The 17,668-nt window shown below is 62.4% G+C and carries 20 protein-coding genes, 1 pseudogene and 1 other annotated feature; of the genes and pseudogenes, 10 read left to right on the plus strand and 11 right to left on the minus strand.

The window, feature by feature from the left end; translation table 11 throughout:
- The first annotated feature begins 16 nt into the window (after window positions 1–16).
- On the plus strand, window positions 17–895 hold the full coding sequence (locus NO934_RS14890) for a TraB/GumN family protein (protein WP_309160753.1): 879 nt from the start codon (window positions 17–19) through the stop codon (window positions 893–895).
- Here the strand turns inward: NO934_RS14890 and NO934_RS14895 are convergent.
- Window positions 874–1,413, minus strand: a complete 540-nt coding sequence (locus tag NO934_RS14895; protein ID WP_309160754.1) for a gluconokinase — start codon at window positions 1,411–1,413, stop codon at window positions 874–876. The two genes, NO934_RS14890 and NO934_RS14895, sit on opposite strands and share 22 nt — an antisense overlap.
- A gap of 169 nt (window positions 1,414–1,582) precedes the next feature.
- Between NO934_RS14895 and gndA the strand changes: the two genes are divergently transcribed.
- Entirely contained in the window at window positions 1,583–3,019 is a 1,437-nt protein-coding gene (gndA, locus tag NO934_RS14900) for an NADP-dependent phosphogluconate dehydrogenase (RefSeq protein WP_309160755.1), read from the plus strand.
- On the opposite strand, the gene NO934_RS14905 is transcribed toward gndA, so the two are convergent.
- The 3 genes from NO934_RS14905 to NO934_RS14915 all read right to left on the minus strand — a co-directional run bounded on the left by NO934_RS14905 (window position 3,006) and on the right by NO934_RS14915 (window position 5,921).
- The gene (locus NO934_RS14905) at window positions 3,006–4,376 is read right to left on the minus strand and encodes a TCR/Tet family MFS transporter (protein ID WP_309160756.1); all 1,371 of its coding nucleotides are present in this window, start codon (window positions 4,374–4,376) and stop codon (window positions 3,006–3,008) included. The two genes, gndA and NO934_RS14905, sit on opposite strands and share 14 nt — an antisense overlap.
- A 100-nt stretch (window positions 4,377–4,476) precedes the next feature.
- On the minus strand, window positions 4,477–5,661 hold the full coding sequence (locus tag NO934_RS14910) for an FAD-dependent monooxygenase (RefSeq protein ID WP_309160757.1): 1,185 nt from the start codon (window positions 5,659–5,661) through the stop codon (window positions 4,477–4,479).
- Window positions 5,662–5,675: 14 nt separating this feature from the next.
- Complete coding sequence (locus NO934_RS14915) at window positions 5,676–5,921, minus strand: zinc-finger domain-containing protein (protein WP_309160758.1); 246 nt, start codon at window positions 5,919–5,921, stop codon at window positions 5,676–5,678.
- A 139-nt stretch (window positions 5,922–6,060) separates the two neighbouring features.
- On the opposite strand from NO934_RS14915, the gene NO934_RS14920 reads away from it, so the two are divergent.
- The 3 genes from NO934_RS14920 (at window position 6,061) to NO934_RS14930 (ending at window position 8,200) form a co-directional block, all read left to right on the plus strand.
- Window positions 6,061–6,819: an alpha/beta hydrolase gene (locus NO934_RS14920; protein ID WP_309160759.1), complete on the plus strand. Its 759-nt coding sequence runs from the start codon at window positions 6,061–6,063 to the stop codon at window positions 6,817–6,819.
- A 92-nt stretch (window positions 6,820–6,911) separates the two neighbouring features.
- Window positions 6,912–7,736 (plus strand): serine O-acetyltransferase, encoded by an 825-nt coding sequence (gene cysE / locus NO934_RS14925; RefSeq protein WP_309160760.1) that lies wholly within the window; start codon window positions 6,912–6,914, stop codon window positions 7,734–7,736.
- A 248-nt stretch (window positions 7,737–7,984) separates the two neighbouring features.
- Window positions 7,985–8,200 (plus strand): DUF3126 family protein, encoded by a 216-nt coding sequence (locus NO934_RS14930; RefSeq protein ID WP_309160761.1) that lies wholly within the window; start codon window positions 7,985–7,987, stop codon window positions 8,198–8,200.
- A 43-nt stretch (window positions 8,201–8,243) separates the two neighbouring features.
- On the opposite strand, the gene NO934_RS14935 is transcribed toward NO934_RS14930, so the two are convergent.
- Entirely contained in the window at window positions 8,244–8,927 is a 684-nt protein-coding gene (locus NO934_RS14935; RefSeq protein ID WP_309160762.1) for a hypothetical protein, read from the minus strand.
- A gap of 84 nt (window positions 8,928–9,011) precedes the next feature.
- On the opposite strand from NO934_RS14935, the gene NO934_RS14940 reads away from it, so the two are divergent.
- From NO934_RS14940 to NO934_RS14950, 3 genes are all read left to right on the plus strand, one after another.
- Window positions 9,012–9,338 (plus strand): DUF6949 family protein, encoded by a 327-nt coding sequence (locus NO934_RS14940; protein ID WP_309160763.1) that lies wholly within the window; start codon window positions 9,012–9,014, stop codon window positions 9,336–9,338.
- A gap of 72 nt (window positions 9,339–9,410) precedes the next feature.
- Window positions 9,411–9,466, plus strand: a sequence feature (sul1 is cis-regulatory element that is thought to sense ions involved in sulfur or methionine metabolism; They are found in Alphaproteobacteria).
- A gap of 70 nt (window positions 9,467–9,536) precedes the next feature.
- Window positions 9,537–11,021: a SulP family inorganic anion transporter gene (locus NO934_RS14945; RefSeq protein WP_309160764.1), complete on the plus strand. Its 1,485-nt coding sequence runs from the start codon at window positions 9,537–9,539 to the stop codon at window positions 11,019–11,021.
- Window positions 11,022–11,034: 13 nt separating this feature from the next.
- Window positions 11,035–11,886 (plus strand): universal stress protein, encoded by an 852-nt coding sequence (locus NO934_RS14950; protein WP_309160765.1) that lies wholly within the window; start codon window positions 11,035–11,037, stop codon window positions 11,884–11,886.
- 95 nt (window positions 11,887–11,981) lie between these two features.
- Here NO934_RS14950 and NO934_RS14955 read toward each other — a convergent pair whose 3' ends face one another.
- Together NO934_RS14955 and NO934_RS14960 are read right to left on the minus strand one after the other, a co-directional pair.
- Window positions 11,982–12,599, minus strand: a complete 618-nt coding sequence (locus NO934_RS14955; RefSeq protein ID WP_309160766.1) for a transglutaminase-like cysteine peptidase — start codon at window positions 12,597–12,599, stop codon at window positions 11,982–11,984.
- 136 nt (window positions 12,600–12,735) lie between these two features.
- A pseudogene (locus NO934_RS14960) lies at window positions 12,736–13,083 on the minus strand (cell wall hydrolase); the annotation flags it as partial.
- 278 nt (window positions 13,084–13,361) lie between these two features.
- On the opposite strand from NO934_RS14960, the gene NO934_RS14965 reads away from it, so the two are divergent.
- Window positions 13,362–14,180: a CPBP family intramembrane glutamic endopeptidase gene (locus NO934_RS14965; protein WP_309160767.1), complete on the plus strand. Its 819-nt coding sequence runs from the start codon at window positions 13,362–13,364 to the stop codon at window positions 14,178–14,180.
- Here NO934_RS14965 and NO934_RS14970 read toward each other — a convergent pair.
- Entirely contained in the window at window positions 14,173–14,805 is a 633-nt protein-coding gene (locus tag NO934_RS14970) for a PilZ domain-containing protein (protein ID WP_309160768.1), read from the minus strand. The genes NO934_RS14965 and NO934_RS14970 overlap by 8 nt on opposite strands.
- An 84-nt stretch (window positions 14,806–14,889) precedes the next feature.
- On the minus strand, window positions 14,890–15,540 hold the full coding sequence (locus NO934_RS14975; RefSeq protein ID WP_309160769.1) for a PAS domain-containing protein: 651 nt from the start codon (window positions 15,538–15,540) through the stop codon (window positions 14,890–14,892).
- Between the two features lie 178 nt (window positions 15,541–15,718).
- On the opposite strand from NO934_RS14975, the gene NO934_RS14980 reads away from it, so the two are divergent.
- Window positions 15,719–16,471 carry a rhomboid family intramembrane serine protease gene (locus NO934_RS14980; RefSeq protein ID WP_309160770.1) on the plus strand — a complete coding sequence of 251 codons (753 nt, stop codon included), beginning with the start codon at window positions 15,719–15,721 and terminating at the stop codon, window positions 16,469–16,471.
- On the opposite strand, the gene hisI is transcribed toward NO934_RS14980, so the two are convergent.
- On the minus strand, window positions 16,459–16,905 hold the full coding sequence (hisI, locus tag NO934_RS14985) for a phosphoribosyl-AMP cyclohydrolase (RefSeq protein ID WP_309160771.1): 447 nt from the start codon (window positions 16,903–16,905) through the stop codon (window positions 16,459–16,461). The genes NO934_RS14980 and hisI overlap by 13 nt on opposite strands.
- A 7-nt stretch (window positions 16,906–16,912) precedes the next feature.
- The gene (gene folE / locus NO934_RS14990) at window positions 16,913–17,542 is read right to left on the minus strand and encodes a GTP cyclohydrolase I FolE (protein ID WP_309160772.1); all 630 of its coding nucleotides are present in this window, start codon (window positions 17,540–17,542) and stop codon (window positions 16,913–16,915) included.
- Between the last annotated feature and the right edge of the window lie 126 nt (window positions 17,543–17,668).

The raw sequence follows: 17,668 nt of genomic DNA on the forward strand, positions 1-17,668 counted from the left end.
CGCAAGGAGCACACACATGAAGTTCGGACGAAGCACGTTGACGATGGCTGCCGCGCTGGCCCTGGGATCGGCCGCCGCGCCCGTCGCCGCCCAATCGCCCGAACCTCCGATCTGGGTGGTCGAGGACGAGGATTCGACGGTCTACATGGTGGGGACCGTGCACATGATGCGCGACGGGGTGGATTGGGAAAGCCCCGAGCTTACCGCCATCCTCGAAGAGGTCGATGGGGTCTGGCTCGAACTCGATAGTTTCGAGCCGCCGGCGAACATCGGGACTCTGATCATGCAGTCGGGGGTGTCGCCGGAGCGGCCGCTGTCGTCGCTTCTGAGCGAAGACGAGATGAGCCAGCTCGAAACCATTCTTGCCGGGCATCAGGTGCCGCTCGAGAGTTTCGACGCCTTGCGTCCGTGGTTCGCCTATCTGCAGATTTCGGCGCTGATGTTGATGGAAGCCGGTTTCGATCCGCAGGGCGGCATCGACCTCCACATCAAGGGCCGCGCCGACGAAATGGGCATTCCGGTCAACGGGTTCGAGACGTTCGAGGAGCAGTTCGAGGTGCTCGCGGGCATGCCCGAGGACGTGCAGCTCGATGTGCTGCGCGAGACCATCGTCGAATATGACGAGGCGCGGGAGGATCTGGTGGTCCAGCTCGAAAGCTGGATCGATGGCGATCTGGCCGGGCTCGAAGCGGAGACTGCTGAAATCGCCCAGGAGATGGAAGTCTTTTACGAGGAGCTGTTCGTCAACCGCAATCACGGTTTTGCCGACGGCATCGAGGACATCCTGGGCGGCGAGGGCACCGCGCTGGTGGCGGTGGGGCTGGGCCATTATGTGGGCCCGGATTCGATCCCGACCCTGCTCGAAGACCGCGGCTATTCGGTCGAGCGGCGGTAGCTCAGCGCCTTTTCAGCCTGATCGACGATTTCGTCTATCGGCAGCGCGACATCGAGCACGATGCCGTGCTCGTCGGCGGCGAAGGGCTCCAGCGTCGCGAACTGGCTTTCGAGCAGGGCGGCGGGCATGAAATGGCCGGGACGATTGGCCTGGCGCGCGGCGATCACCGCTTTCTCACCGTGAAGCAGCAGGTAGGCGACGGGCTCGCCCGCCCGCGTGGCGAGGCAGTCGCGATAGGCGCGCTTGAGCGCCGAACAGGCGCAGACGACACGGCCATTCGTGTCGGCGGTGTTGCGCATGGCGTCGGCGACGATTTCGAGCCACGGCCAACGATCGGCATCGACCAGCGGCGTGCCGCCGCGCATCTTTTCGACATTGGCGCGAGGGTGGAGATTGTCGGCGTCGATGAAGGGAACGCCGAGCCGATCGGCCAGGGCCTCGCCGATCGTGGATTTGCCCGCGCCCGAAACACCCATGACGACGATGAGGCGAGGCTGGGCAGCGGGCGTGGGAGTCATGGGCATCCGATCCGATTAAGGGACGTCAGAGTTACTGGCATGCGAGGGGGCATGGCAGCAAGGCCACAGACGCGCGGCAACCGTATGAAGAGGAAAGGTTTTCCCTTTATGGCCTTTGGCAATTATGCTGGCATACGACTTACAAGAACACTGTTGAGAGGCGCTGGGCATGGCTGAGGCTGATATCGGGCTGATCGGGTTGGGAGTGATGGGCGAGAATCTGGCCCTCAACATTGCCGACCATGGCTACAAGGTAGCCGTCTACAATCGCACAGCCGCGAAGGTGGACGCATTTCTCGCCAATGCCGGCGAGCTTGAGCCCAACGTCATGGGCAGCGGCGATCTTGGGACTTTCGTCTCCATGCTCAAGCAGCCGCGCTCGGTCATCGTCATGGTGCAGGCGGGCGAGCCGGTCGATCATGTGATCGCCGAACTCAAACCGCTCCTTGACGAGGGCGATGTGATCATCGATGCGGGCAATGCCAATTATCACGATACGGTCCGCCGGTTCTCCGAGCTCGACGGCACGGGTATCGGGTTTCTCGGCATCGGCGTCTCGGGCGGTGAAGAGGGTGCGCGGCACGGTCCTTCGATCATGGTGGGCGGTTCCGAGGCCCAATGGGAGAACGCAGAGGCGGTGCTGACGGCGATCTCCGCCAAGTTCAATGGCGAGCCCTGTTGCGCTTATCTCGGCACGGGCGGCGCCGGGCATTTCGTAAAGACCATTCACAACGGCATCGAATATGCCGACATGCAGATGATCGCCGAGATCTACGGCGTCATGCGCGACGGACTGGGCATGTCGCCGTCCGAATGCGCCAAGGTATTCGCCGATTGGAACAGAGGGCCGCTCGATAGCTACCTCATCGAGATCACCGGCCATGTGCTCGACGCGGTGGACGCGGATAGCGGGCAGCCGCTGGTGGAGGTCATCCTCGATTCCGCGGGACAGAAGGGCACCGGCCGCTGGTCGGCCATCGAAGCGCTCAATCTGGGCGTCTCGGCCACCACCATCGAGGGCGCGGTGGCTGCCCGGTCGATCTCGGCGATAAGGGACGAGCGCGTCCGCGGCGAGGAGATCTACGGCGCCGGGGTCAAAGGCAATGCGACCATCTCGCTCGAGGCCCTGGAAAAAGCCCTGCTCGCCGGCAAGATCGCGGCCTATGCCCAGGGCTTTGCCGTTATGGCCAAGGCGTCGGAGGAAAACGGCTGGAATCTGCCGCTCGATACCATCGCGAAAATCTGGCGCGCCGGCTGCATCATCCGCTCGCGGTTCCTCGACCAGATTTCACAGTCTTTCGCCGGCGGCACGTCATCGAACCTTCTCACCCAGCCCGCCTTTGTCGACATGATGAAGGAAAGCAACGGCGCGCTGCGGGCCGTCGTCGCGACCTGCGCGATCAATGAGTTGCCGGCCCCCTGCCTATCCTCGGCGCTGGCCTATTTCGATGCCTACCGGCAGGGAAGGGGCACGACCAATCTCACCCAGGGCCAGCGCGACTTCTTCGGTGCGCACGGTTTCAAGCGGCTCGATCGCGAGGGCGATTTCCATCACGAATGGCCGAGCTTGAACCAGGCGGAAAAGGCCGAGGCTAGTTTTTCGTAGCGGGGGCTTCGGCCTCCGCCTCGTCCCCATTTCCATCCTCGTCCTCGGGAATTTCGGTTTCAGGCGGGTTGACCGCCTGACCGCTGGGCTGGGGATACCGCGGCTTTTCGCGGCGCTCGTCGAACGGGCGGTGCCTCAGGTCGAATTTGATCGCCGCGAAGATGAAAAGCGCCATGGCCGCGGCGACGATCAGCCCGGCGGCAAAGAACGGGGCGCCGGGAAAGGTGATCGGGCGCAGCGGATTGTCGGTGAAGAACGAAAAGAGCTGCGTTGCCGCAAGCGGCGCGATGATGGCGGTCAGCGAGTTGGAAGCATTGACCGCTCCCTGCAGCTCACCCTGCTGATTGTCGCGCGCATTGTTGGCCAGCAGCCCGGTGAGGGCAGGGGCGGCAATGCCGGAAAACGATCCGATGACAAGGAACGTCCAGAGCCCCAGTTCGGTGTGGATCATCGAAACACCGATAAAGGCCACGGCGGCCAGAGAGAGGCCGATGATGACCGTGGCCGTGACGCCGAGATAGCGGGTGGCGAACCCCACCAGCAGCGCCTGGGAAATGGCGAACAGGATGCCGAATATGGCCAGCGAGCGGCCGACCTGGGCCGGACCCCAGCCGAATTCCTCGATGGTGAAGAAGTTCCAGACATTGGGGTAGGTCTGGCCGGCCAGCGAAAACAGGAACAGCGCGCCCAAGAGCACGAAGATGACCGGCGCGTGCCGGAAGGCCCAGAGGGCGCCGAACGGGTTGGCGCGCTTCCAGTTGAAGCGCCGGCGGCGGAATTTCGAAAGGCTCTCGGGCAGAACGAAGAACCCGAACACCACATTTGCGGCTGCAAGCGCGGCGGCAAGGTAAAACGGGGCGCGGGGGCCGAATTCACCCAATTCGCCGCCGATCACCGGCCCGACGATGAAGCCGAGCCCGAACGCCGCGCCAATGAGCCCGAAGCGTTGCGAGCGCTTCTCCTTGGGGGTGATGTCGGCGACATAGGCGGTGGCGGTTCCCATTGCCGCGCCGCAAATCCCGGAAAGAATGCGGCCCACGAACAGCCACAAAAGCGTGGGCGCCCAGGCCATGATAAGGTAATCGAGAGAGAGCCCGACCAGCGAGAGCAGCAGGATGGGCCGCCGCCCCCACCTGTCGGAAAGATTGCCCAGGATCGGCGAGAAAAAGAACTGCATCGAGGCATAGACGAAAACGAGATAGCCGCCGATGACCGCAGCGTTGGTAACGCTTTCATGCGTCAGCTCGCGGATGAGCCCGGGCAGGACGGGGAGGATGATGCCCAACCCCACGATGTCGAGAAACACCGTGATGAGGATGAAGACCAGCGTCAATCTCGACTGGGGGCTGACTCGCATTGAATTTCGCTTGCCGCTTTTGAGAGGGGTTCAGTTGGCACATCGGCTGGGAGAAAGGCAAGGACAATGGCCGAAGTTCCGTTATGAGCCCAAGACGTGATCAGTCTGACCCGCCGGGATCGTAGCCATAAAGCCAATCGAGGCGCTTGAAGTGCCCGCGCGGCCCTTCCATGCGGATCACGGCGTTGCGGGCGAGCTTTGAGGGAAAGCGCATGTGGAACACCTTGCCGTTCCGGCGCGACACCTCCTGAACGCGCCGAACGCGCTGGTGCCGGAGCGCGAAAAAACGCTTAAAGGCGTGCTCGGCGTTGGGGGATGCGGCGAGCAACGGAGCAAGAACGGCTGCGTCCTCGATCGCCATGGCCGCGCCCTGCGCCTGAAAGGGCAGCATGGCGTGGGCAGCGTCGCCGATCAGCCCGACGGCCCCCTTGTGCCAATTCTCGAGTTCCACCGTCGAGAGAACCCAGGGCGTCCAGCCATCTCCGACGGCGCCAAGAATGGCTTCAAGGCGGCGATTGCCTTTGGCCCGAACGCGTGGCGCACGCTGATCGAGGACCGCCAGGTCGCTTTGTGCTTCCTGTGTAAAGAGCGCCAGATTGACGGCGCCGCGATGGGGCAAGGGATAGACAACCATGTGGAAGTCAGATGCCAGCAACAAGCTGGTGCGGTCGAGACGCACCGAACCGTGCAGCCGATCCGGCGGAACAAGCGCCCGCCAGGCGACCTTGCCCGTATACCGTGCCTCGGGGCCATCCAGCACGTCTGTCCGGGTTTGCGACCGCACGCCATCGGCGCCGACAAAGGCAAAGGGCTGGGCGCGCCGCGTCTTGCCGTCGGGCTCGGCGGCGGTGACGGTCACTGCGCCGCCCTGAGATTGTACCGCGATATCGGAGACCCCGAAGACCACGTCGATATTGGCAAAGCGCCGCGCGGCGGCATGGAGGACTTCGACGAGATCGGCCCGGTGCATCACCGCGTAGGGCGCGCCGAACCGGTCGGCGATTTCCGAGCCCAGCGTAAGGGTCTGGAGCGGTTCGGCGCGCCCGTCCGGGAAGATGTCTATTCCTTCGGGGACAAAGCTCTTTTCGGCAATCGCTTCGCCCAGCCCGAGATTGTCGAGCACCTTGCGGGCATTGGGGCTGATCTGCAGCCCCGCGCCGAATTCGCTGATCGCGCTATTGCGTTCGAGAACGACGACCTGCAGGCCGAATTTGGCTAGGCCGTGCGCCAGTGTGAGGCCGGCTATCCCCGCGCCGGAGATATATATGGTGCGAGGAGTGCCCACGGGCTGGAAAGCCTTCAGGCGTGCTCGATGTAGTAGACCGCGCTCGCCGGATTGGCCGCGCCGAACGGCAGGCTCGGATTGAACACGTACAGCGTCGAGCAATAGGGGCAGACCGCTTCGGAATCGGCGCCCATATCGATGAATACGTGCGGATGATCGAAGGGCGGCTTGGCGCCGACGCACTGGAATTCCTTGGCGCCGATCTCGATACGGGGCAGACCTTCGGTATTGTGAAAGTGCGGTGTTGCGTGCTGTGCCATGGAAGACATCCGGCTGGTTCGGAATCTGGCCGGACCATAACCACTTGGCCCTGCCATGACCAGAGGAGATATCGGTCCGGTTGGCTGCTCTCGTGCGGCTTGTTAAGACAGGGAAATTCCAGAGTCGAAAGAGTCTCTTATGCCAAGTTTTCAATCCGAAGGTTTCGAAATCGCCTACGAGATTTACGGCGAGGGGCCGCCTGTCGTCGCCATCCACGGTTTCGCCTCCTCGGGTACGGTCAACTGGGTCGCCACCGGCTGGGTCGAGACGCTGACCGAGGCCGGCTATCAGGTCATCACCATCGACAACCGGGGGCATGGCGCTTCGCAAAAGCTCTATGAACCCGGTGTTTATGGCGCTCGGGACATGGCCCGCGACGTCGTCAATCTCATCGACCATCTTGGCTTGGAAAAGGTCGCGCTGATCGGCTATTCCATGGGCGCGCGGATCAGCGCCTATGTGTGCATCCAGAACCCTGAAAAAGTCGCCTGCGCCATTTTCGGCGGGCTGGGGGCGAATATGCCCACGCCCATGCTCGATGCCCCGGAGATCATCGAGGGGCTCAATGCCGCCTCACTTTCCGAGGTGACGCATCCGTCGGCCCGGCAGTTCCGCATTTTTGCCGAGCACACGAAAAGCGACCTCAAGGCACTGGCGGCGTGCATGGCCGGATCGCGGACGCTGGTCGCGGTGGAGGACTTGCAAAAGATCGACGTGCCGGTTCTCGTCGCCGTCGGCAGCGAAGACATGGTAGGCGGCCCCGCCCAGCCTCTGGCCGATCTTCTGCCGCGCGGCGAAGCGCTGACCATCGAGCGGCGCGACCATATGCGCGCCACGGGCGATCCCCAGTTCAAGCGCGGGGCGCTGGAATTCCTGGGGAGGGTTTATCCCCGTTGAGGCAAATGTGAACCAATTTGCCACTGAACCCTTTGTTTGAGACAATGGGTTCGCCTATACCTGTCCGTCCGAAAATCCCGTTCGCGGAGTACATGATGTCGTCCAGCGCCAAAAAGCCCGGCACACTCAAGACCGTCGATCCCATCTGGGATGCGATGACCGCCGAGGCCGAGCGCATCTGCGCGGACGAGCCGTTCATGACGCAGATGGCGATTTCGGGCGTGCTCAACCATTCCGGGCTCGAACCGGCCCTGGCCTATCGGTTGGCGGCGCGGCTCGGCCATACGGACGTGCCGGCCGATCTTATTCGGCAGGCCTTCGAAGAAATGCTGGACCGCCATCCCGAGATCGGTGCGGCGGCGCGTGCCGATCTGGCCGCGACGCTGGAGCGTGATCCGGCCTGCCATCGGGTCATAGAGCCGTTCCTGTTCTTCAAGGGATTCCAGGCGATTCAGACCCATCGGTTCGCCCATGCGCTTTGGCATGCGGGGCGGCGCGATTTCGCGCTTTACCTCCAGAGTCGGTCGAGCCAGGTGTTCCAGGTGGACATCAACCCTGCCGCCCGGATCGGCAAGGGCATCATGCTCGATCATGCCACCGGCTTCGTGGTGGGGGAAACGGCGGTGATCGGCGACCACGTCTCGATCCTGCATTCGGTGACGCTCGGGGGTACCGGCAAGTCCGACCAGGATCGCCACCCCAAGATCGGTAATGGCGTTCTGATCGGGGCGGGGGCCAAGATCCTGGGCAATATCCGGGTGGGCGATTGCTCGCGCATCGCTGCCGGTTCGGTGGTACTCAAGGAAGTGCCTGAGCGCACCACGGTCGCCGGCGTTCCCGCCAAAGTGGTGGGCGAAGCGGGTTGCAACCAGCCCGCGACGGTCATGGACCAGATCGTCATGGTTCCGCGCGATTAGAGCATTTCCGCTTTTCTTCGAATCGCTTCAATTGCTCTAAGTCGTTGTTTGGTCGCGTGTCCGAACCGCAGAACCGTTTCCACTTTTGCTGGACACGCTCTAATTTCGGGCAGAGCGGGGAAATCTTTTCCCTGTCCTTGCGTTATGGTCTGTGATGGCTAAAGTCGCGCCAATTCAAACCATGAGATCGCGTTTTGGCGGCGGGACAGAACGGTTTCGCCGGTCGATAGCGCGTAACGGAGAATTTTGTGAAGCACGAAGAAATCATCAAGCTGCAGAAATACCTGCAAAAGAAGTTCGGCAATCCGGCCATCGACATACGGCCGCGGCCCAAGCAGGACGACTCGGTCGAGATCTATCTGGGCGATGAATTCTTCGGACTGATCTACGTGGACGAGGACGAGGGCGAAAAGTCCTATATGGTCCAGATCTCCATTCTGGACATCGACCTCGACGAAGTCTGAGGGTTCACAGTCGAAGAATTAGGGGCTCCCGGCGGGGCCCCTTTTATTTGCGCAGGGACATCAGGGCCTCTTCGATCCGCGCATCGAAAAGCCGCCAGTTGCCGAGCGCTGACGGATCGAAGGAGACAACCGCCGTGTTGCGATCCGAGAGTGCCAGGACGCGCAGGCAGGTACGGGCATCGATGTTCTCTGCAACCGGCGTCATGCATTTTGCGACGAACGGGTTGGCGGTCAGCGGATCGTACCACACCGTCTCGCCCTGTGTTCCTGCGTCGTTTTCAAGCGGCTTGCCCACCAGCCCGGCTACCCCTGAACGCTGGGCATCTGCGAATTGATGCACATAGACGCTGTCGAGCAGCGCCGCGCCGGTCCGCATCCGGCCGCGCGGCACAATGGTGATCGCCACCTCGCTTAACCCATCCTGGGCAAGCGGGAGGGCGAGAACGAGATCGAGCCGCTCGGCAAATCCGTCCCGGCGCTGCATCGGATCGGCCATGATTGCGGCGGGCACCACATAGGGCTGGGCGCCAACCGTAACGATATGGCTGGCCGTCAACTCGGGCTCCACCGTCCCGGTAGCCACGGCGTCGAAATAGGCGCGCGCGCCATAGGCAAGGCTCAAACCGGCCAGGGAAACGATCAGCGCGACGCCGGCGATGGCGTAGAGCACCGACCCCAAGGGGCGGGCGGGCGGCGGCAGGGCAGGTTGGCTGTTCACATTAACCATCACAGCGCTCGGGCGATGACAGCCAGTTTGGTGCTGGCTATGCTTAACAAACCGTAAATACCGCGCTTTGCCGGAGGAAGAGACGTGAGCGAACTGGTGCTGGCTGTGTTTCTCGTGGCCATCGGCATGAGCGTTGCCGGAACCGGCACGCATCTCTACCAGCAGGTCGCCCGCAAGGTCGCCGAGTTCCGCGTCGACAGCCGCAATGCGATGGCGAGCGTCGTCAGCCTTTTCGTGGTGTTCATCTGCGGTCCTTACATGATGCTGCGCCTTGGGTGGCGGGCCGACGCGAACGGGCGCGCCTCGGCCATCAACGTGCTTTTGGCCGCGTTCATCGCCTTTAGCTGGAGCTTCGTGACCGGCCTCATGGTGATGGGCACCTATGTCTCTATGCTGAGGGCCGCTGCCTGAGGCCATGTGCCGCTCGCATGGCTGATATGGCTTGCGTCGATTCCGGTTTGCGTTCAAACAGGACGCACGAACCTCGGACCCGGTGAAAATCCGGGTGGCTCTTCCGGCCGCCGATCCGCCGGACAACTAAATCACCTCCAGCCTTTCTGGAGCAGGGCGAGCCCTGCTGGTTTGGTTTTCATTTATTCGGAAAATTTCATGTCCTCACTCAGCGCATACCGCGCCCAGTGGTTCTCCAACGTGCGCGGCGATCTTCTCTCCGGGCTCGTCGTCGCCCTGGCGCTTATCCCCGAAGCCATCGCCTTTTCGATCATTGCCGGGGTCGATCCCAAGATCGGGCTCTATGCCTCGTTCTCGATCGCGGTGATCACCGCCATAGCCGGTGGCCGGCCCGGCATGATCTCGGCTGCAACGGCGGCAACGGCGGTGCTCATGGTGACGCTGGTCCGGGACCACGGATTGCAATATCTGCTTGCCGCAACCGTTCTTGCCGGGCTGATCCAGATCGGCATGGGCATGCTCAAGCTGGGCAATCTCATGCGGTTCGTTTCGCGCTCGGTGATGACCGGCTTCGTCAACGCGCTCGCCATCCTCATTTTTATCGCGCAACTGCCCGAATTGATCGGCGTTCCGATGCTGACCTACATTCTGGTCGCCGGCGGGCTGGCCATCATCTATCTCTTCCCCATGCTGACCAAGGCTATTCCTTCGCCCTTGGTCTGCATCCTGGTGCTGACCACGCTGTCGCTCGTCCTGGGCTTCGATGTGCGCACCGTGGGCGACATGGGCGAATTGCCCTCGACCCTGCCGGTCTTTCTTATTCCCGACATTCCGCTCAACCTCGAAACGCTGATGATCATCCTGCCCTATTCGGCGGCGGTGGCGGTCGTGGGCCTTTTGGAATCGCTGATGACGGCACAGATCGTGGACGATCTGACCGACACGCCTTCCGACAAGAACCAGGAATGCATCGGACAGGGGCTCGCCAACACGGTCACGGGCTTCATGGGCGGAATGGCTGGCTGCGCCATGATCGGGCAGTCGATGATCAACGTGAAGTCGGGCGGCCGCGGGCGCCTTTCCTGTTTTGCGGCCGGCGTGCTCTTATTGTTCATGATCGTCGTCCTGGGAGATCTCGTGTCGCAAATTCCCATGGCGGCGCTGGTGGCGATCATGATCATGGTTTCGATCGGCACATTCTCCTGGTCCTCGATAAAGAATCTGCGGACCCACCCACGTTCGTCCTCGATCGTGATGATCGCGACCGTGGCGGTGGTGGTTTACACGCACAATCTCGCCATCGGCGTGCTGGTCGGTGTGCTGCTCTCGGGCATTTTCTTTGCCTGGAAGATCGCACAATTGTTTGCGGTTTCCTCGGTTCTCTCCGAAAATGGGCGGCATCGGACTTATATCGTGGAGGGCCAGTTGTTCTTCGCTTCCTCGGACGACTTCATGGCGGCGTTCAATTTCAAGGAAGTGCTCGACAAGGTGACCATCGACGTCAGCCGTGCTCATATCTGGGATATATCCAGCGTCGCCGCGCTCGACATGGCCGTGCTCAAGTTCCGCCGCGAAGGCGCCGAGGTCGAGATCGTGGGGCTCAACGAGGCAAGCGAAACGATCGTCGACAGGCTTGCGGTGCATGACAAGCCCGGCGCGCTCGACAAGCTGATGGCCCATTAAGGAGGAGGGGATCATGTCTGATAAACTTTTGGCTCTGGTCGATGGCTCCATCTATTCCAAGAGCGTTTGCGATCACGCCGCATGGCTTGCGGATCGGGCAGGGTGGGGTATCGAAATCCTTCACGTCATCGGCCGCCGCGACATTGGACATCTCGATCTCAGCGGTTCGATCGCGCTCGGTGCCCGATCGGCGCTTCTGGCCGAGTTGAGCGAACTCGACGAAACCCAGGCCCGCCTTTCGCGGGAAAAGGGCCGCGCTATCCTCGAAGAGGCCGAGGCGATAGTGAGGCAGCATGGGGTCAGCTCCGTCAACTCGCGTCTCATGTCGGGTGATCTCGTCGAGACGCTCGTGGAGGCCGAAGCGGGTGCGGCTATCGTGGTCGTGGGCAAGCGGGGGGAGGCGGCCGATTTTGCGAAGATGCATCTGGGCTCCAATGTGGAGCGGGTCGTGCGCTCCTCCAGCCGCCCCGTGCTGGTTGCCTCGCGTGCCTTCCAGCCCATCCAGTCGGTGCTCGTGGCATTTGACGCCGGCCCCAGCGTCATGAAAGCCATCGACCATATCTGCGGCAACAGGGCGTTCGCCGGTCTTGATATTCGTCTGCTCACCGCGGGCAACGAAAACGCAGAGGTGCGGGCCAAGCTCGAAAGCGTTTCGGCAAGGCTGCGGGGGGCCGGTCATTCAGTGGTCGCGGAGGTCAAGCCCGGCCAGCCCGAACAGGTGATTGCGGACGAGGTCGAAAAAAGCGGCGCCGACCTGCTGGTCATGGGGGCTTATGGCCATTCGCGCATCCGCAATCTCTTCATCGGTTCGACCACATCCGAGATGATCCGCTCGTGCAAGATTCCGGTTCTTCTGTTCCGCTAGCATGAAAAAAAGGGCCAGCACTCGAAGCGAGGCTGGCCCAAAGTTTCACTCCTGTCGGGGAGTGGATCTGTTGCCCGGATAAGGGCTGAATTTCCTCAGTAGCCGGCGGTCGCGGTCACGGTCACGTCCTGGCCGTGGAGAATGTCGACCCACTGGCCCGCATGGGCCTGGGACTGGCGCTTGAGGAAAGTATAGGGCGTATCGTTCCAGAGCTTGATCAGCCCTTCCTGGTTGTCGAGAACCAGATCGCCACGGTCGGTGCGCACCATCAGCACGGCATGACCTTCGCCATTGGGCTGGCGCACCACGGAAATCAAAAGGTTGGCCGGTTCCCACCCACGCTCGATCAGCGCCTGGCGCTTGGCCAGCACGAAATCCTCGCAATCGCCATAACCCGAGGTGGGATAGGTCCAGAACTCGCCGACGCCGTAAAGGTCCTGATCGGAAACGGCGGTGACGGTGGTGTTGAAATGGTTGTTGACGTCCTGAAGCTCGCGCCACAGATCGTCATTGAGGGCCACCGGCGCCGCAGCAGCCATGGGCTGGCAGTCATAGGGCCGCTTCTGGCAGTATTCGAGGTGGCCGACCGGGATGGAGGTCTGCACGGCGGCCACTTCGGCATAGGCGGTCTGGATGCGGGCCTCCTGGGCGGCCGCTCCGGTTGCTGCGATGAGGGCGACAAGGCCCGAAATAAGGATCGATGTTTTTTTCATTATCGTGATCTCCCCGACGAAGACCACGATAGGGGGCGGCAATTGCCCCGATCGAAAAATTGCCACGCAGTTTTTATGCGTGTTTTATCGGCTTGATTTACAAGCCGTTAGGCATAAATCCTGCGGGGTCGATTCAGCGCCGCGCGTAAAATGCGTTGCCGCCTGCCACCAACACGTAATGCATGTTGCGGTAGGGGAAGCTCAGTCCGGCGGTGTGGAAATACATGGCGTCATAAACACCGGGATGGCGCTCGCCGCGCAGCACGCGCGATGCCATCTGCGACGCCAGGGCCACCGAGCGCTGCTCGGTCATTTTCCGCTGCAGCACGCCATCGGCGAACTGGTTCTTCTGTCCCACCACCGCGCAGACATCGTTGGGGAATTGGTGCGAGGCGACGCGGTTCATCACCACGGTGCCAACGGCCAGCATCCCGTCCGGGCTCGAGCGATTGGATTCGAAATACATGACGCGCGTCATGCACTCATGGGAACTCTTGGAGCCCAGCCCGAACAGCGAAACGCAGCCGGAGAGCGAGGTGAGGGCGGTAAGGCTGACCAGTATGGCGGAGGCCTTTTTGGAGATACGCATGACTAAAACCATCCAGAATACGCGGGTGGTTGCGCCATCCGAACCCGCCCCCGCGACCGGACATGCGCGACTGGCAGCTACAATACGGGCGTCAGGGTTAAGGATCGGTTCACTACGAATCGCTCGTTGCACCGCCGGCCCGTTGCTCTAAAGTCTTGAGTACGGAGGAGGCGATGATTGCATCCGCATACGTTCGGGTCGGGATCGTATGGGTGACCATGATCGCCATCTGGTTACTGCTGTCGGCACTGCGCGACATCATCTGGGGCACCGGCCCGGCTGGCTATTCGCTTGGCGGACACGTAACAAGCGCAATTCTTGCCACGCTATTGGCCGTTCCCATGGTCGTTATGGCTCGTCTTGTGCTGGACGGAAAATCGGTGGCGAGCCTGGGGCTGGATCTGTCCCCCACCGCATTTCGCAACTTCATCGTCGGCGCGCTGGCGTTCCTGCTGCCATCGGCGCTCGGTTTTCTCATTGTGCTGTCCACGGGATGGGCAAGCATAACGCCGACCGCACCGATCGGCGAGATCGCGCTGTTCGTGCCTCTGCTCATCACCCTCGTCTTCCTCTATGAGGCCTTGCCCGAGGAACTGGCGTTTCGCGGTTATATCCAGGTCAACCTCCAAGCCCGGCTCGGCTATTGGGGCGCCATTTTCGCCCAGGCCGCGCTGTTCGCCCTTTGGGGCGCCGCGCTCTGGACTGTCGGGACAGGCGCTCCCGCGCTCGACCGGTTGGTCCTGTTCTTCTTTATCGCCCTTGTGCTGGGAATGGTGAGTGGCGCTACGGGATCGGTCTGGACCGCGATCGGCCTGCATGTGGCGTTCCAAACGGTCGCTCAGCTCCTCCTCAACGCGGAGCGTGGGCATTTCGCTGTCGAGGGCGCCGACATGCTTCAACTGATCGCGCTCGGCGTGGTCCCGTTCTCGCTGGCCTTGATGGTGGTTGACGCTTTGAACCGTCCCGCCCGGAGCCAGGCAGAGGTCAGGTGATCCGCAGGTTCTGCTGCACCACGGTCAGCATCTCCTGCACCGAGGCGAATTCCACGGCGATGCCATCGGAGAAATGACGGACCACGCGGGCCCGCATGCGGCCCAGCGTGATGGGCGTGCCCAGCGCCGGACGCACATCGATCTCGACGGCCGCCCCCGAAAGCGAGATGTCGGTGATCTTGCAATTGTAGCGCCGGCCATCCTCGAGCAGGATGGAAGAGTGGCGAATGTCGGGCACCACACGTTCGTGCCGCCGATCTTCGGGCAGGTCCAGAAGGTCCTTGTTGGCCAGCCAGGTGAGCTGTGCGGCAATCTTCTCGCGCTTGCGGGGCGAGGCGACCACGTCCATGCGGAAGCCGCCATCGGCAAGCTCGAGGATCGTGCCTTCGACACGGCCCAGATGATCGAGATAGATGATGATCTTCTCACCCACCCGGCCGGAAACCGGCGCTATGACCAGCGCGTCGCCGGGCGACATCTCGATGATCTGGCAGGGAAATTCGCGGCGGTCCACCAGCATGTAGCGGCCCAGGATCGAGACGCGCACGCGCTGGAAACGTCCATCGTCTTCGCCGGTCGGCGAGACGACGGGATTGGTCCCGTGCGCCGTATTGTCGATGAGCATTGCCGCGTCCGCCCTGATCGCTGCTGGTTTTTCGTTCCAACAATATCCGTCACAGCGTTAACGGACGGTAAGGCCTTTGGCGCGTCAGGCCTTGCCGCCGTCGATCACCGCCAGATGGGCATAGCGGCGCGCCGAAAAGCCTGAGACGGTGGAGGGCAGGGGAGTATGGGTGTCGTTCACCACCGCGGCAATATCGTCGGTCATAGCCTTGCGATAGCCCTCGGGGGTCATCGTGTCCCTGTCATCGGGCCAGATGAGCCGCAGTCCGGTGATGCGCTGATCGATTATGGGGTGGATGCCCAGCCAATAGGGCGCATCGAGCGCCGTGAGCCCGCCGAGCATGCGGGTGGTGGTGACACCATTGTGCCGCAGCGGGAACAGCGCCATCTCGAACCCGAGCTTTTCGCCGCGTTCGGTCTGGCCCTCGAACGTCACCAGCGCAACCGCGTGATCTTCGGTCACGGCCCGCATCAGGGTTTCCAGCGCATCATGGTCGCCCAGGGCCCAGAGAGACGAAAAGGGGCGGGTCTTGAGCTCGCGGCAATAGGTGGCGCAGATATGGCTGCCGGCAAGCCGGAAGGAGAACTCGATACCGTCGATCGATTCGAGGATGAAGGTGTGGGCCAGCGCGTCGCGAATCCGTGTAGGGTCGATGTCCCGGCGTTCGGGAGTCGAACGGGCGCCACGGATCTCGTTCCAATAGGAGTAGAGCGTTTTCGTTGAGCGCTGTTGCATTTTAGTCCTGGCTGGTCCCTGGATCGATGGCACGGGAGCCCTTAGATGAGCTCTCGCCGATGTAACGCAACACTGCCAAATTCGCTGCGCAAAAGCGCTCTTAAACAATCATTAAGGTTAATTTCCACGCCACCCATGTGGATAAGCAGACAAGCGACCGCACTATAAGGGAATTTAGATGTCCGACAGTCCCGACCCGTCGAGCGAACCGCGCCGGGAGCCCATCTTCAACGTGCCTGGCATCGTCGCGGTCCTGGTGGGGCTGATGTGGGCCATTCACGTCGCTGCCGATCTCGTGCTGGACGAGTACGGGCTGGGCAATCTGCGCATCTGGTTTGCCTTCATTCCCGACCGGTTCTTCAGCGCCTCACAATGGCCGGGCGGGGCGCTGCCGCTGGTCTGGACGGGTTTTACCCACGCATTCCTGCATGTGGATTACATGCACCTGGCCATTAACACCGCCTGGCTCGCCATTTTCGGCACGCCCGTCGGGCGGCGCTACGGGGCGGCCGGCGTGCTGATCGTCTTTTTGCTCGGCGCCTTGGCGGGGGCTCTTGTGCAGACGCTGGCGCTGACCTTTTCGGTCAATCAGTTCGCGGTCCTCTTGGGAGCCTCGGGAGGCGTCTCTGCGCTGACGGGCGCGGCCATGCGGTTCATCTTCGAGCCTGTGATCTGGGGCAGAAACCCCGAGACCGACGAGCCGATGCCGCTGGGCCGGCGCACCGCCACACTTTCAGGCGTGTTCCGCAACCCGCGCAGCCGCGTCTTCATCATCTTCTGGATGGGGCTCAACCTCTTGATCGGTTTCGCCCCGATGATCCTTGGCGCCAGCATCGCTGTGGCCTGGGAAGCCCATATCGGCGGCTTCCTCGCCGGGCTGCTTTTGCCATCGGCGCTGGATGCCGTGGCGCGGCGGCGTCAGCGGCCGTAAACGTCCGTGGGATCGAACAGTCGCGGCTCCCCGGTGTCCACCAGCCGAACCTCGCCATCAGAGCCCTCGACCTTGCGGTAAAAGCAGCTCTTGCGGCCCGTGTGGCAGGCCGCTCCGTGCCCCGTCTGCCGCACGACAAGGATGATTGCGTCCTGGTCGCAGTCGGTGCGCATTTCCACCAACTCCTGGAGTTCGCCCGAGCTTTCGCCCTTCTTCCAGAGCTTTGCGCGCGAGCGCGACCAATAGGTGGCGTAGCCTGAGCCGAGCGTTTCGGCGATCGCCTCGGCGTTCATATGCGCCACCATCAGAATCTCGTTGGTCTCCGCCTCGACAGTGATGGCGGTAACCAGCCCGTTGGCATCGAATTTCGGCGCGAAGACCGAGCCGGATTCGAGCTCGGCCTTCGAGAGCGTTGCGGGATCGGTAAACTGCATGGGGAACTCAGCGCCCGGCGCGGATCAGGGCGAAGAACCGGTCCTGCTCCTGGCGGTCTTCCGCGAAGACGCCGGTGAAGCGGTGGGTGACGGTCGAAGAGCCATGCTTTTGCACGCCGCGCATGGACATGCACATATGCTCGGCCTCCAGCATCACCGCCGCGCCGCGCGGGTTGATCGCTTCGTTGATCGCCTCGATGATCTGGGCGGTGAGGTTTTCCTGCGTCTGCAGCCGTTTGGCGAAGACGTCGGTTACCCGCGCCAGCTTGGAAAGGCCCACGACCCCGTCATGGGGCAGATAGGCGATGTGCGCCTTGCCCACGAACGGCACCATGTGGTGCTCGCAATGGGAGGAAAAGGGAATGTCGCGCACCAGCACAATGTCGTCATAGCCCCCGACCTCGGTGAAGGTCGTTTCCAGAATCGCTGCCGCATCCTGCTCGTAGCCGGCGAAAAACTCGCGATAGGCGTCGGCCACGCGGCGCGGCGTGTCGAGCAGGCCCTCGCGGTCGGGATTGTCGCCAGCCCAGGCGATAAGCGTGCGCACTGCAGCTTCGGCTTCTTCCCGGCTGGGGCGCTCGATCACCCGATCGAGCGCGGTCGGGGCGAGGGGTTTGGGCTTGACGTTCATTTCCATCGGGAAGTCCCCTGCTGTCGGCGCCTTTCGTCCGCAGGCGCCGAAGGGTTGCATCTGGGCCCAATAGGTTTGCAGGCCCGCGCACGGCTCCTTATATAGTTTTGGCGTGCCTTTCGACAAGAAAAC

The sequence above is a fragment of the Pelagibacterium sp. H642 genome (assembly GCF_031202855.1).
GTDB lineage: Bacteria > Pseudomonadota > Alphaproteobacteria > Rhizobiales > Devosiaceae > Pelagibacterium.